We start from the raw sequence: 22,286 nt of genomic DNA, 5'->3' as shown, positions 1-22,286 counted from the left end.
CGGCGCAATTGCGCCGCCCCGGGGAAGATTCTAAGCCGTATCGGCGCGCGACGTTCAGGCGTTGAAGGCCAACGCGTTGGTCAGGTCGCCCATGGGCTGCTGGCCACGCGCTTTCATGGCGTCGTCGCGGGCTTTCAGGCCATCGAGGGTGGGCAGGTCGAACAGCCGCGCGGCCAGGCGCAGGATCGAGCCGGTATCGTAGATGGTGTGGTCCACGGTGCCTTTGCGGGCGAAGGGCGAGACCACCAGCGCGGGAACGCGGGTGCCAGGGCCCCAGCGGTCGCCCGCCGGCGGCGCGACATGGTCCCACCAGCCGCCGTTCTCGTCCACGGTGATGACCACCACCATGTTCTCCCATTGGGCGCTCTTGCGCAGGCTGTCGACGATGTGGGCGATGTGCCGGTCGCCCGAATCCACGTCGGCATAGCCAGCGTGCATGTTCAGGTTGCCTTGCGGCTTGTAGAACGTCAGCGGCGGCAGCTTGCCGGCTTCGGCATCGGCCAGGAACCGGTTGGTCGATGCCAGGTCGCCCAGGCCGCCGTCGCGCAGGTGCGCGGCGCGGGCCGCGGTGCCGGGGCCGGTGCTCTTGAAGTAATTGAAGGGCTGGTGGTGCGCCTGGAAATTGGGCGACGACGGAAAGCCGGAATTGGCGGTCGAGTCGACCGCCGCCTGCCAGCCGCCCGCATACCAGGCCCAGTCCAGGCCTTTGGCGTCCATCAGGTCGCCGATGTTGGGGTGTTCCTGCGGCACCATGGTCTGCGGGCTGGTGGCGTCGGCCAGTTCCGGATGCGCGGCGTCGCGTGAGAACGACGGCCAGTAGGGCGGGGCCATGGTGTTGACGCCATAGCCGTCCGGCGTCAGCGCGCTGGCGCCGAATTGCGGGATGCCGGTGAGGGCGCTGGCCGGCGAAGCGGGCTTGGGCTGCAGGCGCGGATCGGCCGGATCGCTGCTTTGCAATTGCGCGATCTGGGTGCTGGCGACCGAGGCGGCGGCGTTCGGATAGAACGGCGGACGACCGGCGATCAGGTACTGGTGGTTCAGGAACGAGCCGCCGAAGGCGCCCTGGAAAAAGTTGTCGCACAGCACGAATTCCTGCGCCAGCTTCCACAGGCGCAGGTTGTACGCGGAGTCGCCATAGTGGCCCATGACCAGCGCGCCCGAGTCGGCCCAGGCCACGAAGCGGTCGTTCTTGCCGCCGTTGATCTGCATCTGGTTCTGGTAGAACACGTGCCACAGATCGCGCGTGACCACGCCCTGCGGCAGCGGCTCGCCCTGCGGACCGCGCAGGTCGAACGGCGCGTTGGGCAGGTTGTTCATGTAGGGCGCGTTCTCGGCCACCTGATAGGCAACATGGTTGGCCTGCTGCGAGGTCGGCACCATGCCGCCCCACACGGGCGGCAGCACCGGCAGCGGCGTGCCGTCGCGATCGTTCTGCGTGTAGTCCGCGGCGGTCAGCGCCGACAGCGGTTTTTCCACGCCGGGGAAGTTGGCGAAAAGGTTGTTGAAGCTGCGATTCTCCGCGAAGATCACCACCAGCGTCTTGACGTTCTTGCGCAATTGCGCCGTCACGTCGACCGGCGCGGGGGCGGGGGGAGGCGTGTTGTCGTTGCCGTCGTCATCGTCGTCGCTGGAGCAGCCTGCCAGGGCGCCCATCGCGGCGGCGCTGGCGCCGAGCGCCGCGATGCCGGTCAGGAAGCCGCGGCGGGTCGCCCGGGCGGGGGCATTGGCATCCTGGGAATCGGCGGCGGTCGGTGTCGCGGCGGCGGGTGTGGCCGCGCCCTTTTCTTTTTCAGACATGTTGTAGACCTTGCGGTGTGGGCGGCGCCCTGTCATTGCGCCACGGGTCGCCGGATGACAGCCGGCTTGAAATGGGTTTGCAGGCCGGTAGGCTAGAGACCGCAGGTTCTATCGATGTGACCGTCCGCTGTCAGAAAGCTGTACGCTGGGGAGGCTGGCGCAAAATTCCCTTAGACTGGCGCCATGGATGAAATCCGAGTGAAAGCAATGACCGATCACACCGCAGACGACTCCGCGCACAGAACGGCGCCGTCCCGCACCAAGCCCGCGGAAGTGCGCCTGGACGAATTGATGGGCGCCGCGCAGGCGCTGTTCCTGGAAAAGGGTGTCGAGGCCACCACCATCAGCGAGATCACCGAGGCGGCTGGCGTGGCCAAGGGCACGTTCTACGTGTACTTCCCGTCCAAGCAGGAAATGCTGGTGGCGCTGGGTGAACGGTATGTGCGGGAGTTCGTCGAGCGGCTCGAGCGCGCGGTCGCCGCCTGCGCCGAGGACGACTGGGAGGGGCGGCTGCGCGCCTGGATCCATGCCAATGTGTCGATGTACCTGCGCACCTATCGCGTGCACGATATCGTCTTCACGCATCCGCACCATCATGCGCGCGAGGGTCATACGGAAAACCAGGTGGTCACGCAGCTGCAGGGAATCCTGCGGGCCGGCGCGCAGGCCGGCGCCTGGCGTCTCGACAATCCGCGCATGATGGCGCTGCTGATCTATGCCGGCGTGCATTGCGCGACCGACGATGCGATCCTGTCGCGCCAATCCGATGCCACCGATTTCGCCCGCGGCATCGCCGATGCCTATCTGCGCATGCTGGGCGCGCGGACTGATTCCGAGTAGCCGTCGGCGCCGCGTGAAGCGGAGTTCATGCGGACGACAACAGCGTGGCGTCCAGGTCGCCGGCCTGGACCTGCTGGCGCAATTGCGCGGGCGTGCCCTTGGCGACCAGGCGGCCGTGGTCCAGCACGAGCACGCGGTCGGCTACCTGCAGCGCGGCGGCGGCATCGGTCATGGCGATGACGGCGCGGATGCCCAGCTCGCTGGCCGCATGCTTGAGCAGGGCGGCGATGCGCGCCTGGCACGAGGCGGCCGGCGGGCCTTCGGGTTCGTCCATCAAGATCACGTCCGGCTTGCGGACCAGGGCCAGCGCCAGTAGCAGGCGCTGGCGGGCTTGCGCATCCAGCCGTTCCACCAGCAGGCCGGCGGCGTGCGCCAGGTCGGCTTGCCGCAAGCAGGCGTCGACCGCCTGGATCTCTTCGGTTCCGAGCGCCCAGCGCCCGCCTTGCTTGTGCGCCAAAAGCAAGGCCTCGAACACGCGCAGCGAAGGTACTGTCACGGGTGGCGCGGCCGCCAGGATGATGCGCGCGCCGCTCTCGCCGTCGGCCATGTCGCGCGCCAGCCGGCCGAGCAAGCCCGTCTTGCCGGACGCCGCCGGCCCCAGCACCACGGTGAGCATGCCGATCGGCAACGGGCCGGGGCGCAAGGGACCCAGCCCGGGCGGTGGCACGGGGCACGGCACGGGCGACGAAGCGGGGTGAGGGAAGCGGGCGATCATGGCGGTAGCGGGGCAAGCGGCGCGCCGATGTCGACGCGCGGTCCGAGACAGACTATAGATAATGACTGACCGCCAGTCAATGATAATGAGAGGTGTTGTCAAACAGTGCGCAGAATGCGACGCCCCTTGCCGCCGGCAAGGCCATGCTTGGTATAAGCACGCCCGCGGGCGGCATGCCGTGCAGGCGATCGCGGCACGCAACTTGCGCGGTTTGCGAAACAACGCTATGATTCAAGGCTTGCTTTTTCAAGCGCCCGTAGCTCAGCTGGATAGAGTACCTGGCTACGAACCAGGGGGTCGTAGGTTCGAATCCTGCCGGGCGCGCCATTGAAAATGCAAGACAGCAGTAAAAAGCAATGCAAAAAAAGCAGTGCAAAAAAACCTGCAGTGCGAGCGTGAAATTATTCTGATATAATTTTGCCTCTTTGCCGGAGCGCCCGTAGCTCAGCTGGATAGAGTACCTGGCTACGAACCAGGGGGTCGTAGGTTCGAATCCTGCCGGGCGCGCCAAAGTAAAAAACGAAAGGCCTTTGATTTTTTAATCGAAGGCCTTTTTGTTTTTCCGGCGACGCCTTGCTTGCGTGGTGAGGTGAGGCGTGGGTGTGCGAGGGGAAACGAGGCGGCGCGAAGTGAAGCCGCAGGGCGGGGGAAGGCCTTGAAACACCTCGCGGCGGGTTCAGCCCGCGGTGGTGGCCGCGACGGTTTTTTCCTCGCTGTCTTCCAGGTCCCAGTTGCCAACCGTGTACCAGTCGTCGCCCAGCAGTTCCGCCGGATGCATGGTGCGATCGGAACCGTTGCCACAGGCCAGCGCGTCGGTCGGGCAATAGCGGTCACAGCCCCAGCAGATGCGTTCGGGGTGCTTGGGATGCAACGGAAATTTCTTGGACATGCTGATGCCTCCATCCAGGCTGCCGGAGGGTGCGCGACAAGTTCGGGCTCGCCCGGTTTTTCTTCCGGGGGGCCGCGGATTTGCTGCCGCGCATTGATGGCTTCAGCGTAGCGCCGTTGGTCCGTGCGGGAATTGATCTGGCGCAAGGCGCGTGGGAGCGTGCCGGCCTGGGCCATGCTGTCCGGCGCATCGGTCCCCGGGTCCGAGGGACGCCGCTCCCGAATGTCGCTCCCGTGTTGCCTCCGAACCCGGCACGGGCGGGCCGATTTGCCGAGCCCAGCCGCTTCATGTTATAAACACGCCTCTTTAGCGCGCCCGTAGCTCAGCTGGATAGAGTACCTGGCTACGAACCAGGGGGTCGTAGGTTCGAATCCTGCCGGGCGCGCCACCTCATTTCGGGCAGCGCCACTGCACGCTCTTCATTGCACCAGACAGTGAGTTTGAGACCAGTGGTGAAACCAACGGTTGATGCAGCGCTGGGAAAGCACAGCGCGAACAGCATTGCGAAAAGCACTGGAAAAGGCCTGGCGGTCACTCGCCAGGCCTTTGTCATTGTGGGCGCGCGGGCGCCCGATGGCGCGGCACCGGGGGCGGGTTATTGCCGCAGGTCCTGTCGCTGGCGCTGGTAGTCGTCATGGGAGGTGGAGGCCGATCCCATGCAACGTTGGCGTTCCTGCATGTCGACGATCTTGCCGCATTCATTGCGTTGCCAGGCCTGGCCGGTATCGTAGGCCTGGCGCGAGGTGCAGGCGCTGGTCAGGGCGGAGGCGGCCAAGCAGGCCAATAGCAGGGCATGACGCATAGGGGTTCTCCCAAGGATGGGCCGAGTGTACATTCAGCCCTTTGCGCCGCCGCCATGATCCGCCTCGATATCCGACTTGTCGCCCTTGAAGATGCCGTCCACGTTGCGCCGTTGTTCGATGCCTATCGCCAGTTCTATGCGCAACCGGCCGATCCGTCGGCCGCGCTGGAATTCCTGCGCGCGCGCCTGGCGCGCGGCGAATCGGTGATCTTCCTGGCCGAGGACGCCGACAGGGGCGCGCCGCTGGGCTTCTGCCAGCTGTACCCCTCGTTCTGCTCGGTGCTCGCCGCGCCCATCTATGTGCTGTATGACTTGTTCGTGGCGCCGGCCGCGCGCCACGGCGGCATCGGACGCGCCCTGCTGCAGCGCGCCGAGGCGCATGCGCGCGCGGGCGGCTTCGCCCGCATGGACCAGACCACCGCCCGGACCAATCTGCCGGCGCAGGCCCTGTATGAATCCCTGGGCTGGCAGCAGGACCAGGTTTTCCTTGCCTACAACCTCGACCTGGTCGCCTGATGCCGCCATTGCTGTCGTGCGTCGCGCGGCAACGGCGGCACAGCGTTACCAGACGCGGTAGGTGCGGCCGGTCTGCGCGCCCTCCACACTGCGGCTGTAGGCCAGCGCGACGCGTTGCGCCGGCGCGGCTTCGAAGCCGGCGAAGTAAGGGCCGTAGCCCTCCCACGATTCGCGCAGCACGGTCGGACTGACCGAGTTGATGCGCACGTTGCGCAATTCCACGGCCGCGCCTCGCACAAAGCCGTCGATGGCCGAATTGACGGCGGAAGCGTTGGCGCCGAAGCGGATGGGTTCGTCGCTGACGATGCCGCTGGTCAGCGTGATGGAGCCGCCCTGGTTCAGGTAGTGCTGGCCGATCAGCGCCAGGTCGACCTGGCCCAACAGCTTGTCATGCAGGCCGATCCTGAACTGGTCCGCGGTCATCTCGGCCAGCGGGCCGAAGTGCAGCGTGCCGGCGGTCGAAACGATGGCGTCGACCTTGCCCACGCGCTCGAACAGCTCGCGGATGCTGTCGCTGCGCGTGATGTCGACCTGGTATTGACCCTGCGTCTTGCCCACGGCGATGATCTCGTGGCGTTGGCCGAGTTCCTGGGCGACGGCGCGGCCGATGGTGCCGCTGGCGCCGATAAGTGCGATTTTCATGGGGACTCCTGGTATGCGGGTTGGGGGCGCGGACGGGGTGCCGGCGCATGCAAGCATTCTGCGGATTCCATTCCTGTGGAAAAATCCACGAATGGTTGGAACTCTTCATACCCAGGGTGCGTAATTCAATGGATCGTCTGCTCAGCATGGAGATCTTCGTGGCGGTGGTCGAGCTTGGCAGCCTGACCGCCGCGGCCGCGCGCCACGAGATGTCCGCGGCCATGGCGGCCAAGCACATCAAGGGCCTGGAGACGCGGCTGGGACTACGCCTGATGAACCGCACCACGCGGCGCCAGAGCCTGACCGAGGCGGGGCAGGCGTATTACTCGCGCTGCAAGGCGATCCTGGCCGACATCCGCGAGGCCGAGCAGGGCGCCGAGGCACTGCGGATCGCGCCACGCGGCAATCTGCGGATCACGTCCACGGTGTCGTTCGGCTCGTTCGCGCTGGCGCCGGCGATTGCCGACTACCTGAATCTCTACCCCGACGTCAGTGTGGAGCTGGCGTTGAGCGACGCGGTCGAGGACCTGGTCGCGTCCCGCTACGACCTGGCGGTGCGCATCGGCGAGCCGCGTGATTCCGGCCTGGTGGCGCGCCCGATCGGCACCTACCAGATGATCATCTGCGCCGCGCCGGCCTACCTGGCGCGCCATGGCACGCCCGAAGCGCCCGCCGATCTGGCGCGCCATCAGTGCCTGGACTTTTCCTATTGGAGCCGCCGCACCGGCTGGCGCCTGGGCGGGCCGGAAGGCGCGGATGCCGACTTTCCGCCCACCAGCCGTTTCATCGCGAACAACGGGCAGGCGCTCAGGCAGGCGGCGCTGGCCGGATTCGGCATCGTGCTGCAACCCGAACTGCTGCTGGCCGAGGATGTGCGCGCCGGCCGCCTGGTGCCGATCCTGCAGTCCTATTGGCCGGCGGCGCGGCCGGTGACGTTGCTCTATCCGAAAGACAGGCAGGCGTTGCCCAAGCTCACCACGTTCGTGGAGTTCGTCGTGGCGCGCTTCACAGGCGGCGCGAAACGGCGTCAGGGCCCGGCGGGCCGGTGACGCCGTCAGCCGCCGCGCGGGCGGGGAGATGGAAGATCAGGCGCGTCGTCGGTCCACCGCCGTGAGCGACAGGCCGGTCTTGAGCAGTTGATAGGCCTGTCCCCCCAGCCAGGCGACTTTCTCGCCCGAGCTGGTGCGGCAGACACAGTGGGTCTTGGGGTCGAAGCGTGATGTGCCCAGCGCGGAATAGGCGTCAGGATCCGACACGAATCGCTCGATGCGATACAGCGTGCCGTCCGGGGCCGTGGCCAGTACATCGGTCAATCGTCTTGCGGTTCCGAGCATTTTTGATACCTCCCCATGCGCGGGCCGTTCTTGCGCGGCGCCAAAGTTGTTCGAACATCATTCATTGGCCGAGGCGGTTGCCGCCAGGCGTCAATGAAAATGTCCTCCTAACGATGAATCATCGAGCTGGTCGGGCGATACGCCCAGGGCTTCCGAAATGCGGTCCAGGATGATCTGGCGGGGCCGCGGGCGGGGCCTTTCCAATTCGATGTAGATGGAGTGGTCCACGCCAAGCCGGGCAGCCATATCAGTGGTGCTGATATTGAGGTGCTCACGCCAGGCGCGTATCAGGCTCCAATCGTTGCCGGTTTTTAGACTTGCTACAGCAGATGGTACGACGTTTTCCCGCGCCGCGTGCGGTTGGCGCGCGGTGGCGGGGCGGACGTCCCGCAGGGTGTTGCGGGCCTTCGCATTCTTGCGGGCTTCGGCCATGGGCGGCGCGGCGCCGGATTCGGCGGTGAAGATCGCGCCGCCATTGAGCTGGCGGTAGCGATTTTCGCCGATCCAGGCCAGCGCCTCGCCGTTGTCGAGCATGCATTCGCAATCCAGGTGGTAATTGCTGGGAATGCTCTCGAGCTTGGCGATGGTTTCCGTGGTCGTGGCGTGCCGCACCACGCGATGCAGGACACCGTCTGGCGAGCGTACGAACACGTCGGGAAGTCTCCAGGAAAACGGAATGATGATCTCCATGGCTGCACTGGTTCGCTACCACTGTATCCCTCTGCGTGCGCGATGGAATTTGGGGTTTCCCCTGCATCGCGGACGTTCGTTCATGGTAGTCCCGATCCACTCAAAACATCTTCACAAATCTTCACGTCGCCATCGGCTTTGAATGGCCGCAAGCCCGCAAGATGAGGGATTCGAGGCCAGAGTCGGCGTGATGGTTTTTGTTGTGACGGGCGCTTTGCGGGAGGCATCGGCCGCGCCCCGCGGTCGCGCGATGGCGTGGGGCGCGGCGGGGCTTGCCTGCTGCCTGCACGTGCTGGTGGCCTGCCTGTTGTGGCGGGCCGCCGATGATCGGCGCCCCGCGCCCGGGCGCGGAGACGATTTTTTCGTGACGTTGTTGCCCCCGCCCGCCGCCGCCCCGACGGCGCGCTCCCCCTACGCCGACGGGCCGCCACAAGCGGGGCCCGGGGAGCCATCGCCGCCGGCCTCGCGGCCATCCATGCCCGCGCCGCCGGCGGTGGCCGCGCCGGCGCGATCGGACGCTGCCGGCGCGGCGCCGCAAGGGCTGTCGCCGGCAGGCTCCAGGCCGGCGCCGCATGCCGCGCCGGCCGGCGCATCGCCGCGGCAACGGGCGTCACCGCCGCGCGATGCCGGGCCTTCGTCCTCGTCGGCGTCCGCGCCGCCCGCCGCCGCGCCCGCGCATGATTTTCGTTGGCGCGCCGAAGATGCGGCGGCACTGGGCGCGCCGCGCGCGCGCGGCCAGGCGCGGGTGGACCTGGCGCCCAAGGCGCCGGCCGAACCGTCCGTGCTGGCCAAGGGCATTGCGCAAAGCGCGCGGCCGCCTTGCCGGCAAGCGCATGCGCACCTGGGATTGCTTGCGGTCCCGTTCCTGCTGGCCGACACGGTGCGCGACAGCGGCTGCAAATGGTGAGGGGCAAGACCGGGTGAGGGTCAATACAGGGCGAAGGCGGGGCAGGCAACGCCGTGGGCGACGCTCTGCGATACGTGAGAAGAAGACGGCGCGTGGGAGCGCCTTGAGGCCTTCAGAAGCCGGCGGCGGCCAGCAGCCGTGGCAGGACCTGGGCGGCCGCGCCACGCAGATTGAAATCGGCATGCGCGTCCAGCGGCGTGGCCTGCGGATTGACCTGCACCACGGTCGCGCCGGCGCGCGACGCGCGCAGCGGCAGTTCGGCGGCGGGGTAGACCATGGCCGATGTGCCGATGCTCAGGAAAAGGTCGCATTGGCTGGCGGCCTCGCGCGCCGCGAACCAGGCGTCGGCGGGCAGGCTTTCGCCGAACCAGACCACCCCGGGACGTACGGCTGCCCCGCACCGCGCGCAGGCTGGCGGGGCGATGGCGCGGCCGGTTTCCGGTTCGTCGCCGTGGTTCGCCGCTGCGGCCGCGAATTCGGCGGGTTCACCGCAGGCGGCGCAGCGCGGCGCGTGCAGGCTGCCATGCAGATGGATCACGTCCTGGCTGCCGGCGCGTTCATGCAGGTTGTCGACGTTCTGGGTGATCAGCGTCAGCGCGGGCATGCGCCGCGCCAGCGCCGCGATGGCGTGATGGGCCGCGTTCGGTTCGGCGCGCGCCACCTGCGCCCGGCGCCACTCGTACCAGCCCCAGACCAGGTCCGGCTGCGCCGCGAACGCCTCAGGCGTGGCCAGGGCCTGCGCGTCAAAGCGCGACCAGAGGCCGGTCAGGGGATCGCGGAATGTGGCGATGCCGCTTTCGGCCGATACGCCGGCGCCGGTGAAGACGGTCACGCGCGAGGCGCGCGCCAAGGTGTCGGCCAGCGCGGGCGGAATGGGGGGATTGACGATTGCCATGCCGTGCGGCCGGTAATGAAAGAGTCCGCTACGCTGCACGCGCGGGCCCGCGTCTGTCAAGCGCGGCGTGGGAGGCCGCCTGGAGGCGGGGCGGCGGCCATTGCGGCGATCATCCCAAATCATGGATACTGGAAACCCCAATTGGGATGCCAAACCGACCTGCCCTCACGGGGGCGTGTCCGACCCGGAGATACGCAATGCCCGACGCCCTTGCCGGCCTGGACCGGCTGCGCCATTTCATCGCCACCGCCACCCGCCTGGCCACGCCCGCCGGCCTGGCGCAGTCGCCCGAACTGCAGGCCGCGTTCGCGGCGCTGATCGCGCACGACGACTGGCTGCCTGAAGCCTGTACGGCGCCGCATCCCCAGTACTACCAGCAATACCTGCTGCATTGCGATCCGCTGGAGCGTTTCTCCCTGGTCAGCTTCGTCTGGGGGCCGGGCCAGCAGACGCCGGTGCATGATCACGAGGTCTGGGGCTATGTCGGCATGCTGCGTGGCGCCGAGGTGAACCAGCGCTACGCGCGCGATGCCGATGGCCGGATGGCGCCGCTGGGAGCGCCGCAAACGCTGCGTCCCGGCGACGTCGAATGCCTGTCGCCGCAGGCGGGCGATATCCACCGGGTTTCCAACGCGTTCGACGACAAGGTGTCCATCAGCGTGCACATGTATGGCGGCAATATCGGCGCCGTGTCGCGCCACGTCTATGACCCGGCCACGGGTCAGGCCAAGCCGTTCGTCTCGGGCTATTCGGCGGCCAGCGTGCCGAACCTGTGGGACCGCTCCGCGGCAGTGCGGGCGGCCCTGCCGGCGGGGCCCGCCTGAGACCTGTTCGCGGCGCGCGGCCCGTGCTATGTTCGCGTCCTAAATAATGGGAAACCCAGGAAATGGACAAGACATTGCTCAAGGGGCTGATGGTGCTGGAGGCGGTCACCGACGTGGACGATCCGCCGCGCACCATCGATGCGCTGGCCGCGCGCGTGGGGCTGACGCGCAGCAACACCCATCGCACGCTGCAGACGCTGATCCATGCCGGCTACGTCATCAAGGACGAGGATGGCGGCGGTTATCGCGGCGCGGTGCGCTTGTTCGAGCTCGCCGCGCGGCAGCTCGGCCAGCTGGACCTGCGCAAGCTGGCGGCGCCATTCATGCGCACGCTGGCCGACCAGACCGGCGAGACCGTGCACCTGTCCGTGCTGGATGGCCTGGATGTGGTCTACGTCGACAAGATCGACAGTCCGCAGCCGATCCGCGCCTATTCGATGGTGGGCGGACGCGCGCCGGCCTACGCGGTGGCCACCGGCAAGGCGCTGCTGGCCTACCAGGCGGACGGATATGTGGAACGCTACGCCGACAAGCTGCTGCGGCATACGCCCGCCACCATCGTGTCGATGCCGTTGTTGAAGGACGAACTGCGCAAGGTGGCGCGCGCGGGTTATGCGGTCAATCGCGGCGAATGGCGGGAAGGCGTGGGCGGGCTGGCCGTGGCCCTGTTCAACAGCCTGGACCAGCCGGTGGCGGCGGTGGGCATTTCCGGACCGCTGGATCGCCTGAGCGCGGCCCGCATGAAGCAGCTGGCGCCGGACGTCGCCGCGTGCGCGCAGGCAATCTCGCGGGGCATGGGTTACCGACGCGGCTTCCTGGGGGAATGACGCCTCGGGGCCGGACCGTCAGGGAGATCAAGAAAATCCTATTTAATAGGATTTGAATTTCAATTAATGGTTTACCGAGAATTCTGCCCGGTGCTATGCTGGGCGCCGGATTCGTATAACGAGAGGTCGTCCATGACTCCTGGCTCGGCGTTGGCCGGCATTACCGTGCTCGAGATCTGCAACGTGGCGGCGGGGCCGTTCTGCGGCATGTTGCTGGCGGACATGGGCGCCGATGTGATCAAGCTGGAAAACCCGGATGGGGGCGACACGCTGCGCAGCTGGCCGCCCTTGAGCCAGGGCTACAGCGAGAACTTCGCCTCGCTCAACCGCAACAAGCGCTCGGTCACGCTGAACCTGAAGGATCCGGCCGACCTGGCGCTGGCGCGCGAGCTGGCCGCCGGCGTGGACGTGCTGATCGAGAACAACCGGCCCGGCGTGATGGATCGCCTGGGATTGGGCTACGCGGCGCTGCGCGAAGCCAATCCGCGCCTGGTGTATTGCTCGATCTCGGCCTATGGCCAGTCCGGTCCGCGCGCGCAGGAAGGCGGCTTCGACCTCACCATCCAGGCCATGAGCGGCCTGATGAGCGTCACCGGCGAGGCCGGCGGCGAACCGGTCAAGTGCGGCGTGCCGGTGGCCGACTTCTCGGCCGGCCTGTATGGCGCCTTCGCCATCGTGTCGGCGCTGCGCGCCGCGCAGGCCTGCGGCCAGGGCACGCACATCGACGTGCCGATGCTGGGCGCCACGCTGGGCATCGCGGCGCTGCAGACCTCGGAGTTCTTCGGCAGCGGGCGCGACCCGGTCAAGCTCGGTTCGGCCCACCCGCGCAACGCGCCCTACCAGGCGTTCCGTTGCAAGGACGGCTATTTCGGCATGGCGGCGGGCAACAACGCCTTGTGGAAGGGCGTGTGCGCGACGGTGGGCCGCGAGGACCTGCTGGCCGACCCGCGCTTTACCGACACCAGCGCGCGCGCGCGCAACCAGGACGCGCTGCGCGAGATCCTGGAAGCGATCTTCGCGGACGCTGACGCGCCGACGTGGCTGGCGCGCTTTCGCGCTGTCGGGGTGCCGTGCGCGCCCATCAACACCTATTCCGAAGTGCTGGCGGACCCGCAGGTCGAGCACATGGGCTGGGTGCAACCGCTGGAACTGCCGAACGGCGTGCGCACGCGCACCTTCGGCCTGCCGGTGCGCTTCGATGGCCAGACCACCGCGCTGCGCCGCCCGCCGCCGGCGCTGGGCGAGCACAACGACGCGGTGCTGGGGCCGCTGCGCAACAAGGGGAAGGGCGCATGAGCGCGGCGCTGCGGGTCGAGCGGCATGGCTCGGCGCAGGTATTGACGCTGGCGCGGCCCGAGAAGATGAACGCGTTGTCGGCCGGGCTGGTCGAGGCCCTGATCGCGGCGGTGGACGCCGCGCCGGCGCAGGGCGCGGACGTCATCGTGCTGCGCGGCGAGGGCCGCAATTTCAGCGCGGGTTTCGATTTCGGCGATTGGGAAGCGCAGAGCGAGGGCGACCTGCTGCTGCGCTTCGTGCGCATCGAGACGCTGTTGCAGCGCGTGGCGGCCTCGCCCTGCCTGACGGTCGGGCTGGCGCACGGCCGCAACTTCGGCGCCGGCGTCGACCTGTTCGGCGCCTGCAAGTGGCGCGTCGCCGCGCCGGACGCGAGCTTTCGCATGCCGGGCCTGAAGTTCGGGCTGGTGTTGGGCACGCGCCGCTTTGCCGCCCTGGTGGGCGCCGAGCGGGCCCGCGCCATCCTGGAGCAGGCCAGCGTGTTCGACGCGGCCCAGGCCCACCGCGACGGCTTCGTCAGCCACCTGGCGGCGCCCGACTCGTGGCCCGGAATCGAGCGCCAGGCGGGTGAAGCCGCGGGCGCCCTGACCGGCGCCAGCCGCGCGCAGCTGTACGGGGCGCTGTCGGCCGAGCAGCCCGATACGGACCTGGCGCGGCTGGTGCGGTCGGCCGCCGAACCGGGATTGAAGGCGCGGGTGGCGGCCTACCTGCAGGCGCGCTGAGTGCGCCGGCCCGGCTTCTTTTGGTGTGAACAGGCCCTGGCGAGGAGACGGCATGGGTTCGGGATTCAATCAGGCACACAAGCAGCGCTCGCTGGCCGAACTGGCCGCGCTGGTGCCGGACGGCGCGTCGATCGCCCTGGGCGGCAGCTTCCTGCACCGGGGGCCGTTCGCCTTCGTGCGCGAACTGGTCCGCCAAGGGCGGCGCAACCTGGAACTGGTCAAACAGTCGCCGGGCTATGACGTCGACATCCTTTGCCGCGCCGGCGCGCTGCGGCGCGTGCGCGCGGGCATCGTGGCGATGGAAGGCAACTTCGGCCTGGCGCCGTGGTACCGCAAGGCCATCGAGCGCGGCGAGGTCGAGCTGGAGGAGCACGCCTGCGCCAGCCTGACGGCGGGCCTGCGGGCCGCCGCCTATGGCGTGCCGTTCCAGCCCTGCGGCGGCCTGCACGGCAGCGACCTGCCGGCGCTGAACGGCTGGCACTGCCTGGACGATCCCTATGGCAGCGGCGAGCGCACCTGGGTGATCCCGGCGGTGCGGCCGGACTTTGCCGTGATCCAGGCCTCGGAAGTGGATGCGCGCGGCAATGTGCGGGTGCACGGCACGGCGCACTGGGACCGCATCATGTCGCGCGCCGCCGGCAGCGTGCTGGTGGTGGCCGAGAAGCGGGTGGACAGCGCGGTGTTCGAGGCGCAGCCCGAAGCCACGCTGGTGCCGTTTTTCATGGTGCAGGCGTACACGGTGCTGCCGCGCTCGGCCTGGCCCGGCTCATGCTGGCCGGACTATGCCATCGACTATCCGGCGGTGCAGGCCTACATGGACAAGGACGGCGACCTGGCGGCGCACCTGGCCTCGGCGCCGGAAATGCGGGCCCAGGCGCGGACGCACGCGGGAGAGGCGAATGGCTGAGCAATGGTCGGGGTTTTCGTACATCGTCACCAATCTGGCGCGCTTCATCCGGCCCGACGAGATCACCTTCAGCGGCGTGAATTCGACCTTGCCGATGCTGGCCTGCCTGCTGGCCAAGCGCGCCTACGACTGGGACTACGTCTACATCAACGTGGCCGGCGGGGTCGATCCGCGGCCCTCGCATATCCCCTTGTCCAGTTCCGATCCCGTGCTGGCCGAGCACAGCGCGTCGATCTTCGCCAACGAGGATTTCTACGACCTGTGCACGCGCGGCCGCATGGACCTGGCGTTCCTGGGCGCGGCCCAGATCGATGGCGCGGGCCGCGCCAACAATTCCTGCATCGGCGACTGGCACGCGCCCAAGGTGCGCCTGCCCGGAGGGGGCGGCGGCGCGGTGATGACGCCGACGGCGCGGCGTTGCTGCACCTGGCGTACCGAGCATTCGCGCCGGGTGTTCGTCGACAGGCTGGACTTCGTGACCTCGGGCGGCGGATTCGCCGGCGTGGCGACGCCGATCGCGGTGTTCGTCAGGCGCGACGGCCGGCTGGCGCTGCAGTCCTGGCACCCCGAATCCAGCCTGGAGGAAGTGCGCGAGCGCACGGCGTTCGACTTCGACGCGCAGGGCGCCGGCCCGACGCCGCCGCCGACGCAGGCGGAGCGGCGCGCCTTGCGCGAACTGGATGCGGATGGACGCTTCGAGCGCGACGCGGCGGTGACGTTGCGTCCCGACGCGCCCGCCGACAAGGGCGTTGGCGCCCGCTAGCCGCCAGGAGCTAGGAGCCGGCGCGCAGGCGCGCCAGTTCCGCCGAGAGTTCGGCCACCAGCGCCTGGGCGCGCGCCAGCGGATCGTGGCTGTCGGCCGCCGCCTCGACGCCGGCCACGGCCGCGTCGCGCAGGCGCGGCTGCACGCTTTCGTGGCCGACGCTGACGTCGACGTCGAACACCAGTTGTTCGGCGCGATGCCAGGTGCTGAACCATTCCAGCGGCTTGCCATGCTGGTCCATGCCCTGGCCTTCCAGCATCAGCAGCGGCGTGCCGGTGTCGGTCTGCAGCAGCGCGGCCAAGGCGGCATCGGCGGCCACCGCGCGGATCTGGTTGCGGCCGGCGCCGGGATGCAGGCCGAAACGCCGCGTCAGCACGCCGTGCAGCGAGGCATCGGCCAGGTCGTCGGCGCGCAGGCCGGGGACGGCGGCGGCCGGCAGCCACGTGCGCACATAGGCCAACGGCGCATCGGCCACGTGTCGCAGCCGTTCCAGCAGCAGCAGATCGGCGGTGCCGAAGAACTCGATCACGGCCTTGGGCGCTTCGCCCGGCGCCAGGCCCAGCACGCGTGTCTTGAGCGCCACGCCGGACTGCGCGAACTGTTCGTAAAGGCCGGTGGAACGCTGCACCAGGCGGCGATGCTCGCGCGGCGTGGCGACGACCGCGGGCCGTCCCGCCTCGCGCTGGATCAGCCCTTCCGCCGCCAGCGCCGACAAGGCCTGGCGCACCACGCTGCGGGCCACGCCGAAGCGTTCGCACAAGGCGGCTTCGCTGGGCAGCAGCGCGCCGGCGCCGAGCTTGCGGGTGCGGATGTAGCCGCGCAGCAGCGCCGCCACCTGGGCGTGCAGCGGCACGTCGCCGGAACGGTCCAGCGCGGGCAAATCTTCAGCGTTGGCGGGCGCCATGCAATCAACCTCCTGTTTGAGCCCGCGCAGTTTCCCATACATGCGTCCAGCCGGGGGCCAGATGCGCGGCGCGCTCGGCGGCCAGGATCAGACTGTCTTCGCGGGCGATGCCCTGGCCCGCGATGTCGAACGCGGTGCCGTGATCGACCGACACGCGCACCACCGGCAGGCCGACGGTGATGTTAACGCCGTCGTCGCCATAGACGGCCTTGAAGGGGGCGTGGCCCTGGTCGTGGTAACAGGCGATCACGAACTGCCACTTGCCGCGCACCGCCTGCGGGAACAGCGCGTCGGCCGGGATCGGGCCGGCGGCCAGGATGCCGGCGGCGTTGGCCTCGGCTACGGCGGGCGCCAGGATGTCGGCGTCCTCGGTGCCGAAGATGCCGTTTTCGCCGGCGTGCGGGTTCAGGCCCGACACCGCCACCGGGCGGTCGCCGCGGCCCAGGGCCTTGGCGAACGAGCCGGCCAGACGCAGCACCGCGCGCATGCGCGCCGGGGTCAGGTCCTCGATGGCCTGGCGCAGCGACACGTGGGTAGTGGCGTGGAAGATGTAGAGGTCGCCGGCGGACAGCACCAGCGAGAAGGTCTTGACGCCGAATTCGTGCGCCAGCAATTCGGTGTGGCCGGGCCATTTGTGGCCGGCGGCGTGCATGGCGGCCTTGTTGAGCGGGGCGGTGACGATGCCGTCGACCTCGCCGGCGCGCGCCAGGGCGCAGGCGGTGGTGACGAATCGCACCGAGCCGTCGCCGGCGTCGGCGCTGATCTCGCCCAGCTTGACGTGGCCCAGCGACGGGCCGGCCTGCAGCACTTCGATGGTGCCGGGCGTGTTGGTGGCGTCGGCGGGGCGTTCGACGCGGCGCACTATGGCGGGATCGCCGCCGAGGCTGCGTACCGCGTTGGCCATCACGTCGACATCGCCGATCACGACCAGGCGCGCCTTCTGGCGCAGTTCGTCATGGCCCATCAGCATCTTGGCCGTGATCTCCGGCCCGATGCCGGCCACGTCGCCGAGGGTGACGGCCAAGAGCGGCAGCTTGGGGGCGGGGGTTTGTGTCATCGCTTGAATCTCCTGTCGCGGATCGCGCGCACGGCGCGAACCAGTACGTCTTCGGCGCCAAAGCCGCCGGCCTTGGTCACCACGGGCAGGCCGTCGGCCGTGCCTCCGGTCAGCGTGCCCAGGGGCACGCCGCCCATCACTTCATCCACCAGGGCGATGCCGCTGGCGCCCAGCGCCAGCAGCACCTGGCGCGCGCCGTCGCCGCCGGTGGCGACTACGCCGGCGGCGCGCGAGGCGCCGATGGCCTGCGCGGCCAGCGTGCCCAGGCGCTGCGCCACGGTGTCGGAATCGAGTCCTTCGCGCTGGCCGGCGGGGGCCAGCAACAGCAGGGTGCCGGCGGCGTCGGCGCCGTCCTGCGCGTGGGCGCGCAGCCGCGGTTCGCACCAGGCGCGCCAGGCGGCGTCATCGGCCAGGTCCGCCAGTTGCGGCGCCCAGGTGCGCGCGCCGGCGGCTTGCAGCGCGGCGGCCTGCGCGCGGGCGGCGCTGTGCTGCGAGGTCACCACCACGACCACAGGGGCGGTCTGGTCGGCGCCGGCCCAGACACGGGCCAGCGGCACCGCCAGGCCGCCGGCGCCCACCGGCAGGGCGCGCGGCCCCAGGATGCCGATGGCGCGGGCCAGGCGTTCCAGGTCGGCGTCGTCGCGGGCGTCGACCACCACCGTGGCGCCGGCCTGCGCGATGCGCGCGGCCAGCGATTCGGGCGATTCACCCGCCTTGGCCGCGACGTGGGCGCAGCCCAGCAGGGTCGGGATATGGCTTTCGGTCACGGGCGTGACCGGGTCGGTGGCGGCCGACGTGGCGGTGACGGGTTGGCCGCCGACCATCAGCACGCCGTCTTCCACGGTGCGGCCGGTGGCGGGGAACGCCGGGCACACCACCGCGATGGCATCCGCGCCCCAGGCCTCGCGCGCCGCGTCGATCTCGGCCTTGAAGGCGCCGCGCAGCGTCGAGTCCACTTTCTTGTACAGGCGGGCGACGCCGGCGGCGCGCAGCCGCTCGACGTTGCGCCGGATCACCGCGCCCGCCTGCGCGGCGGGCAGGGCGCGGCTGTGGGTGGTGACCGCCAGCACGTCGACGTCGTCGGCGGCCGGCGCGGCCAGCGCCTCGTGCGCGCCGTCGATCGACAGACGGGTGGTCCAGCCGGCCCGCACGAACTGCACGGCGGTGTCGCCGGAGCCGGTCAGGTCGTCGGCGACGATGGCGATGGCGGGATTCAAAGGGCCTCCCCGCGCGCCTCGCGGTAGCCGCCGGCCGCCGCGTCGTCGGCGGCGTCCTCGGACTTGAGTTCACCGGCGCGCTTGAGGAAGTACGAGGCCAGCACCGGCGCCAGGATCGAACTGATCAGCACACAGGCGGCGACCTGCGCGGTGGCGGTCGAGACGTATTGCTGGAAGTTGGGGTCGGCGGCCGCGACCACGGCGGGCGTGGCGATGGCGTTGCCGGCGGTGGTGCCGGCCGCGAAGCCCAGGCCGCTCTTGCCGCCGCGGCGCAGGATCAGGCGATAGCCCAGGTAGACCAGGCCGCCGGTGATCGGGCTGATGATCAGGCCGAGGATCAGGCCGGTGACGCCGCCATTGACGACCGCGCCCAGGTTGATGCCGGTGCCCAGCGCGAAGGCGAAGAACGGGATGACGATGTTGGGCACGGGCTTGAGCACGTCGCGCCATTTGGGATCGAGGTTGCCGACCAGCACGCCCAGCAGGAACGGCACCAGCGCCGCCACCAGGGCGATCATGGGGATGTCGGCCAGGCCCGAGGCGCCCAGGAACAGCAGGCTGAAGAAGGGGCCGTCGTTGACCGCGCTGGCGACGTAGGCGCCACGGTCGCGGGCGTCGCCGTACTGGCCGGTGTAGGCCAGCCACAGGCCGCCGTTGCTGTTGTCGAAGGCGGCCAGCATGGCCAGGATCGACACGCCCAGCACGCCGTCCAGGCCGACGTAGCTGCCCAGGATGATGATAAGGGTGGCCGGAACCAGCGTCTTCATCAGCAGGATGGTGCCGGCGGTGGCCAGGATCGGGCCGCCGGTGCGCGCATTGACGTGGGTGCCGGTGGCGAAGATCAGCAGCGCGATCAGCGGCAGGGCGCTGTTCTTGAACAGGGCGGTGGTGAAGCCGCCGATGGCCAGCGCGTCGGGCGCGAAGGTGCCGAGCAGCGAACCCAGGATCAGCGGTACCAGCATCAGGCCGCCAGGGATTTTCTGCATTGTGCCAAAGAAGGGCGAACGGGGGGTTGCGGTCGTCACAATCGGAGTCTCCAGGGGGATTTTCTCGCGGCGCAGACGTTCATGCGTGCGTCTGTCAGGGGGTTGAAAGCCGTCAGTGTACACCTGTACGTACAGCATGTACGTACAGGGTCTTCCCGTGTGGCGCCAGCGCGACGTCCGCCCGCCGGCTCAGTCCAGCCCGACGAACCCCCCCGTCTGGTGGCTCCACAGCCGCGCGTACAGCCCGCCCTGGGCGATCAGGCTGGCATGGGTGCCGGATTCGACGATGCGCCCGCCGTCCAGCACGACCAGCCGGTCCATGCGGGCGATGGTGGACAGGCGGTGCGCGATGGCGATGACGGTCTTGCCCCGCATCAGCGCCTCCAGGCTTTCCTGGATCGCGGCCTCGACCTCGGAATCGAGCGCCGAGGTGGCTTCGTCCAGGATCAGGATGGGCGCGTCCTTGAGCAGCACGCGGGCGATGGCGATGCGCTGGCGCTGGCCGCCCGACAGCTTGACGCCGCGCTCGCCGACGTGGGCGTCCAGGCCGCGGCGGCCGTCGCCGTCGACCAGCGCGTCGATGAATTCGGCGGCGCGAGCGCGGTCGATGGCGTCGCGCAACTGCGCCTCGCTGGCGTCGGGCCGGCCGTACAGCAGGTTGTCGCGGATCGAGCGGTGCAGCAGCGAGGTGTCCTGGGTGACCACGCCGATCTGCGAACGCAGGCTTTCCTGGGTGACGCCGGCGATGTCCTGGCCGTCGATCAGGATGCGCCCGCCTTCCAGGTCGTACAGCCGCAGCAGCACGTTGACCAGGGTCGACTTGCCGGCGCCCGACGGGCCGATCAGGCCGATTTTCTCGCCGGCGCGCACGGTCAGGTCCAGGTGCGGGATGATCTGGCGGCCGCTGCCGTAGTGGAACGACATGTCCTCGAAGCGCACCTCGCCCTGCGTGATGCGCAAGGGCACGGCGTCGGGCCGGTCGAGCACCTGGCGTGGCTGCGAGATGGTGGCCAGGCCGTCCTGCACGATGCCGACGTTTTCCGAGATGCCGTTAACTTCCCACATGATCCAGGCGGACATGTTGTTGATGCGGATCACCAGGCCCAGCGCCAGCGTGATCGCGCCCAGGCTGATGCTGCCGATGCTCCACAGCCACAGCGCCAGGCCGGCGGTGCTGGCGATCAGGATGCCGTTGAGCGTGTTGATGGACACGTCCATGGCGGTGATGACGCGGGTCGACAGGCGCTGCTTTTCGGTCTGCTCGGTCATGGCCTGGCGCGCGTAGTCTTCTTCGCGGCGGGCGTGGGCGAACAGCTTGAGCGTGGAGATGTTGGTGTAGCCGTCGACGATGCGGCCCATCAGCCTGGAGCGCGCCTCCGAGGCGATGACGGCGCGCGACTGCATGCGCGGCACGAAGTACGCCAGCATGCCGCAGTAGATGGCGATCCACAGCACCAGCGGAATCACCAGGCGCCAGTCGGCCTCGGCGAACAGGTACAGCGCGCTGGCGGCGTACAGGATGACGTGCCACAGCGCGTCCACCGACTGCACCGCCGAATCACGCAGCGAATTGCCGGTCTGCAGCACGCGGTTGGCGACGCGGCCGGCGAAGTCGTTGTGAAAGAACGCCAGGCCCTGGTTCAGCACGTAGCGGTGGTTCTGCCAGCGCACCAGCGTGGTCAGGCTGGGCGAGATGGTCTGGTGCGACAGCAGGTCGTGCGCGGCGATCGACAGCGGCCGCAGCACCATCACCACGAACGCCATCCACACCAGCGTGTAGGCGTGTTCGCGGAAAAAGTCGGCCGGCGCGGTGTGCTGCGCCATGTCGACCAGGTCGGCCAGGAAGCTGAACAGCGCCACTTCCACCAGCGCGCCCGCCAGGCCCACCAGCAGCAGGATGGCGAAGATCGGCCAGACCTGCCACAGGTAATAGGCGTAGAAGCGCAGCACGCGTCCCGGCGGGGTGATGTCGGGGGCGTCGCGGAACGGGTCGATCAGGTTTTCGAAGTAGCGAAAGACGGGGTTCGATTTTGCGCCGGGCATGGCAGGTCCGTAGAAGGAGGCCGCCCAAGCGTATCAGGGTAACCCCTTAAAAATAAAGGGGCTGGGTGCCGTCATCCGTATTGCGCGCGCCGCGTTCCGCCTTCGCGCCGGCTGGCCTTGTCGGTGATGAGGTTGTCCTGCGCCATGCGCCGGCCGCGCCGCTCGATGCGGGTCAGCAGGTCGCGCAGCAGGGCGACCTCGGCGGCGTCCAGGTCCTGCACCAGCAGGTCGTTCAGGCGCAGGACCTCCGGCAGCAGGGCGCGGTAGCGGTCCAGGCCCTCGGCGGTGGCCTCGATGCGCACCACGCGCCGATCCGCGCTGTCGGGCAGGCGCCGCAGCCAGCCCTTTTCACACAGCGAACCCAGGGTGCGAGAGGTGCGGGCCAGGTCGAGCTTGGCGGCGGCCGCCAGTTCGGCCGAGGTCATGATGCCGCCCTCGATCGCACAGGCCAGCAGGCGCCATTCGCGCCGGGTGATGCCGAAACGGCCTTCGCACAGGCGCACGAAAACGGGGTTGGACTGCGCCCAGGCCTGGTACAGCTGGTACATCAGCATCCCGGCCAGGGGGTGTTCGACGGGGTGGGTCATATCGTTATGGCAAGTACTGGATTAGATCAAGCAATCTTCGCGGCGCTACAGTCGTCTCGCCTATCCAGGCCCAGGCCCGGCAAGCACAAACATAACCGACAGCGGGCCGTTGTCACCAGGGAGACTAGC

Annotated in this window: 24 protein-coding genes and 3 tRNA genes; 13 read left to right on the top strand and 14 right to left on the bottom strand. The window is 69.1% G+C overall.

What is annotated here, in order from left to right:
• Positions 1–54: 54 nt before the first annotated feature.
• A complete protein-coding gene (acpA, locus tag AC6CR5_RS12140) occupies positions 55–1,797 on the bottom strand; it encodes an acid phosphatase (RefSeq protein WP_045953284.1) in 1,743 nt (580 codons plus the stop codon).
• Between the two features lie 207 nt (positions 1,798–2,004).
• Here acpA and AC6CR5_RS12135 point away from each other — a divergent pair, with 207 nt between their 5' ends.
• Positions 2,005–2,637, top strand: a complete 633-nt coding sequence (locus tag AC6CR5_RS12135; protein WP_026385058.1) for a TetR/AcrR family transcriptional regulator — start codon at positions 2,005–2,007, stop codon at positions 2,635–2,637.
• 25 nt (positions 2,638–2,662) lie between these two features.
• On the opposite strand, the gene AC6CR5_RS12130 is transcribed toward AC6CR5_RS12135, so the two are convergent.
• On the bottom strand, positions 2,663–3,352 hold the full coding sequence (locus tag AC6CR5_RS12130) for an ATP-binding cassette domain-containing protein (protein ID WP_045953282.1): 690 nt from the start codon (positions 3,350–3,352) through the stop codon (positions 2,663–2,665).
• Positions 3,353–3,602: 250 nt separating this feature from the next.
• Between AC6CR5_RS12130 and AC6CR5_RS12125 the strand changes: the two genes are divergently transcribed.
• Together AC6CR5_RS12125 and AC6CR5_RS12120 are read left to right on the top strand one after the other, a co-directional pair.
• Positions 3,603–3,679, top strand: a tRNA-Arg gene (locus AC6CR5_RS12125).
• A 106-nt stretch (positions 3,680–3,785) separates the two neighbouring features.
• Positions 3,786–3,862 (top strand) — tRNA-Arg (locus tag AC6CR5_RS12120).
• A gap of 166 nt (positions 3,863–4,028) precedes the next feature.
• Here the strand turns inward: AC6CR5_RS12120 and AC6CR5_RS12115 are convergent.
• On the bottom strand, positions 4,029–4,241 hold the full coding sequence (locus tag AC6CR5_RS12115) for a DUF3079 domain-containing protein (RefSeq protein WP_148318448.1): 213 nt from the start codon (positions 4,239–4,241) through the stop codon (positions 4,029–4,031).
• Between the two features lie 311 nt (positions 4,242–4,552).
• On the opposite strand from AC6CR5_RS12115, the gene AC6CR5_RS12110 reads away from it, so the two are divergent.
• Positions 4,553–4,629: transfer RNA gene (locus tag AC6CR5_RS12110), tRNA-Arg, on the top strand.
• A gap of 207 nt (positions 4,630–4,836) precedes the next feature.
• Here AC6CR5_RS12110 and AC6CR5_RS12105 read toward each other — a convergent pair.
• Complete coding sequence (locus tag AC6CR5_RS12105) at positions 4,837–5,043, bottom strand: hypothetical protein (protein WP_026385056.1); 207 nt, start codon at positions 5,041–5,043, stop codon at positions 4,837–4,839.
• Positions 5,044–5,097: 54 nt separating this feature from the next.
• Between AC6CR5_RS12105 and AC6CR5_RS12100 the strand changes: the two genes are divergently transcribed.
• Complete coding sequence (locus AC6CR5_RS12100; RefSeq protein ID WP_498085671.1) at positions 5,098–5,559, top strand: GNAT family N-acetyltransferase; 462 nt, start codon at positions 5,098–5,100, stop codon at positions 5,557–5,559.
• A gap of 45 nt (positions 5,560–5,604) precedes the next feature.
• Here the strand turns inward: AC6CR5_RS12100 and AC6CR5_RS12095 are convergent, their stop codons facing one another.
• A complete protein-coding gene (locus AC6CR5_RS12095; protein WP_498085670.1) occupies positions 5,605–6,201 on the bottom strand; it encodes a short chain dehydrogenase in 597 nt (198 codons plus the stop codon).
• Between the two features lie 128 nt (positions 6,202–6,329).
• Here AC6CR5_RS12095 and AC6CR5_RS12090 point away from each other — a divergent pair, with 128 nt between their 5' ends.
• The gene (locus AC6CR5_RS12090; protein WP_498085669.1) at positions 6,330–7,250 is read left to right on the top strand and encodes a LysR family transcriptional regulator; all 921 of its coding nucleotides are present in this window, start codon (positions 6,330–6,332) and stop codon (positions 7,248–7,250) included.
• A 36-nt stretch (positions 7,251–7,286) separates the two neighbouring features.
• On the opposite strand, the gene AC6CR5_RS12085 is transcribed toward AC6CR5_RS12090, so the two are convergent.
• Positions 7,287–7,535, bottom strand: coding sequence for a hypothetical protein (locus AC6CR5_RS12085; RefSeq protein WP_006387700.1), 249 nt, complete (start codon positions 7,533–7,535; stop codon positions 7,287–7,289).
• A 90-nt stretch (positions 7,536–7,625) separates the two neighbouring features.
• A complete protein-coding gene (locus AC6CR5_RS12080) occupies positions 7,626–8,225 on the bottom strand; it encodes a helix-turn-helix domain-containing protein (RefSeq protein ID WP_006387701.1) in 600 nt (199 codons plus the stop codon).
• Between the two features lie 475 nt (positions 8,226–8,700).
• Between AC6CR5_RS12080 and AC6CR5_RS12075 the strand changes: the two genes are divergently transcribed.
• Positions 8,701–9,132 (top strand): hypothetical protein, encoded by a 432-nt coding sequence (locus AC6CR5_RS12075; RefSeq protein ID WP_498085668.1) that lies wholly within the window; start codon positions 8,701–8,703, stop codon positions 9,130–9,132.
• A 112-nt stretch (positions 9,133–9,244) separates the two neighbouring features.
• Here the strand turns inward: AC6CR5_RS12075 and AC6CR5_RS12070 are convergent, their stop codons facing one another.
• A complete protein-coding gene (locus AC6CR5_RS12070; RefSeq protein WP_241116802.1) occupies positions 9,245–10,027 on the bottom strand; it encodes an SIR2 family NAD-dependent protein deacylase in 783 nt (260 codons plus the stop codon).
• Positions 10,028–10,224: 197 nt separating this feature from the next.
• On the opposite strand from AC6CR5_RS12070, the gene AC6CR5_RS12065 reads away from it, so the two are divergent.
• The 6 genes from AC6CR5_RS12065 (at position 10,225) to AC6CR5_RS12040 (ending at position 15,363) form a co-directional block, all read left to right on the top strand.
• Complete coding sequence (locus tag AC6CR5_RS12065; protein WP_026382000.1) at positions 10,225–10,851, top strand: cysteine dioxygenase family protein; 627 nt, start codon at positions 10,225–10,227, stop codon at positions 10,849–10,851.
• 62 nt (positions 10,852–10,913) lie between these two features.
• Positions 10,914–11,678, top strand: a complete 765-nt coding sequence (locus AC6CR5_RS12060; RefSeq protein ID WP_006387706.1) for an IclR family transcriptional regulator — start codon at positions 10,914–10,916, stop codon at positions 11,676–11,678.
• Positions 11,679–11,810: 132 nt separating this feature from the next.
• A complete protein-coding gene (locus AC6CR5_RS12055) occupies positions 11,811–12,974 on the top strand; it encodes a CaiB/BaiF CoA transferase family protein (protein ID WP_498085667.1) in 1,164 nt (387 codons plus the stop codon).
• A complete protein-coding gene (locus tag AC6CR5_RS12050; protein ID WP_498085666.1) occupies positions 12,971–13,693 on the top strand; it encodes an enoyl-CoA hydratase/isomerase family protein in 723 nt (240 codons plus the stop codon). The genes AC6CR5_RS12055 and AC6CR5_RS12050 overlap by 4 nt, the downstream gene beginning before the upstream one ends.
• A gap of 52 nt (positions 13,694–13,745) precedes the next feature.
• Positions 13,746–14,600, top strand: coding sequence for a CoA transferase subunit A (locus AC6CR5_RS12045; RefSeq protein WP_498085665.1), 855 nt, complete (start codon positions 13,746–13,748; stop codon positions 14,598–14,600).
• Positions 14,593–15,363: a CoA-transferase subunit beta gene (locus tag AC6CR5_RS12040; protein WP_054482955.1), complete on the top strand. Its 771-nt coding sequence runs from the start codon at positions 14,593–14,595 to the stop codon at positions 15,361–15,363. The genes AC6CR5_RS12045 and AC6CR5_RS12040 overlap by 8 nt, the downstream gene beginning before the upstream one ends.
• A gap of 10 nt (positions 15,364–15,373) precedes the next feature.
• Here AC6CR5_RS12040 and AC6CR5_RS12035 read toward each other — a convergent pair whose 3' ends face one another.
• The 6 genes from AC6CR5_RS12035 to AC6CR5_RS12010 all read right to left on the bottom strand — a co-directional run bounded on the left by AC6CR5_RS12035 (position 15,374) and on the right by AC6CR5_RS12010 (position 22,157).
• Positions 15,374–16,267 carry a GntR family transcriptional regulator gene (locus tag AC6CR5_RS12035; protein WP_024069834.1) on the bottom strand — a complete coding sequence of 298 codons (894 nt, stop codon included), beginning with the start codon at positions 16,265–16,267 and terminating at the stop codon, positions 15,374–15,376.
• A gap of 4 nt (positions 16,268–16,271) precedes the next feature.
• Positions 16,272–17,324 (bottom strand): 4-hydroxythreonine-4-phosphate dehydrogenase PdxA, encoded by a 1,053-nt coding sequence (gene pdxA / locus AC6CR5_RS12030; RefSeq protein WP_054472788.1) that lies wholly within the window; start codon positions 17,322–17,324, stop codon positions 16,272–16,274.
• Complete coding sequence (gene dtnK, locus AC6CR5_RS12025; protein WP_498085664.1) at positions 17,321–18,541, bottom strand: D-threonate kinase; 1,221 nt, start codon at positions 18,539–18,541, stop codon at positions 17,321–17,323. The genes pdxA and dtnK overlap by 4 nt, the downstream gene beginning before the upstream one ends.
• Entirely contained in the window at positions 18,538–19,566 is a 1,029-nt protein-coding gene (locus tag AC6CR5_RS12020; protein ID WP_006387713.1) for a 2-keto-3-deoxygluconate permease, read from the bottom strand. The genes dtnK and AC6CR5_RS12020 overlap by 4 nt, the downstream gene beginning before the upstream one ends.
• 150 nt (positions 19,567–19,716) lie before the next feature.
• Positions 19,717–21,570 carry an ABC transporter ATP-binding protein gene (locus AC6CR5_RS12015; protein WP_020928846.1) on the bottom strand — a complete coding sequence of 618 codons (1,854 nt, stop codon included), beginning with the start codon at positions 21,568–21,570 and terminating at the stop codon, positions 19,717–19,719.
• 71 nt (positions 21,571–21,641) lie between these two features.
• Positions 21,642–22,157, bottom strand: coding sequence for a MarR family winged helix-turn-helix transcriptional regulator (locus tag AC6CR5_RS12010; protein ID WP_058664956.1), 516 nt, complete (start codon positions 22,155–22,157; stop codon positions 21,642–21,644).
• Between the last annotated feature and the right edge of the window lie 129 nt (positions 22,158–22,286).

Source organism: Achromobacter sp. EG18, from assembly GCF_059759395.1.
Note: the sequence above shows the minus strand (reverse complement) of the source record. Positions and strands in the feature narration are given on the sequence as shown.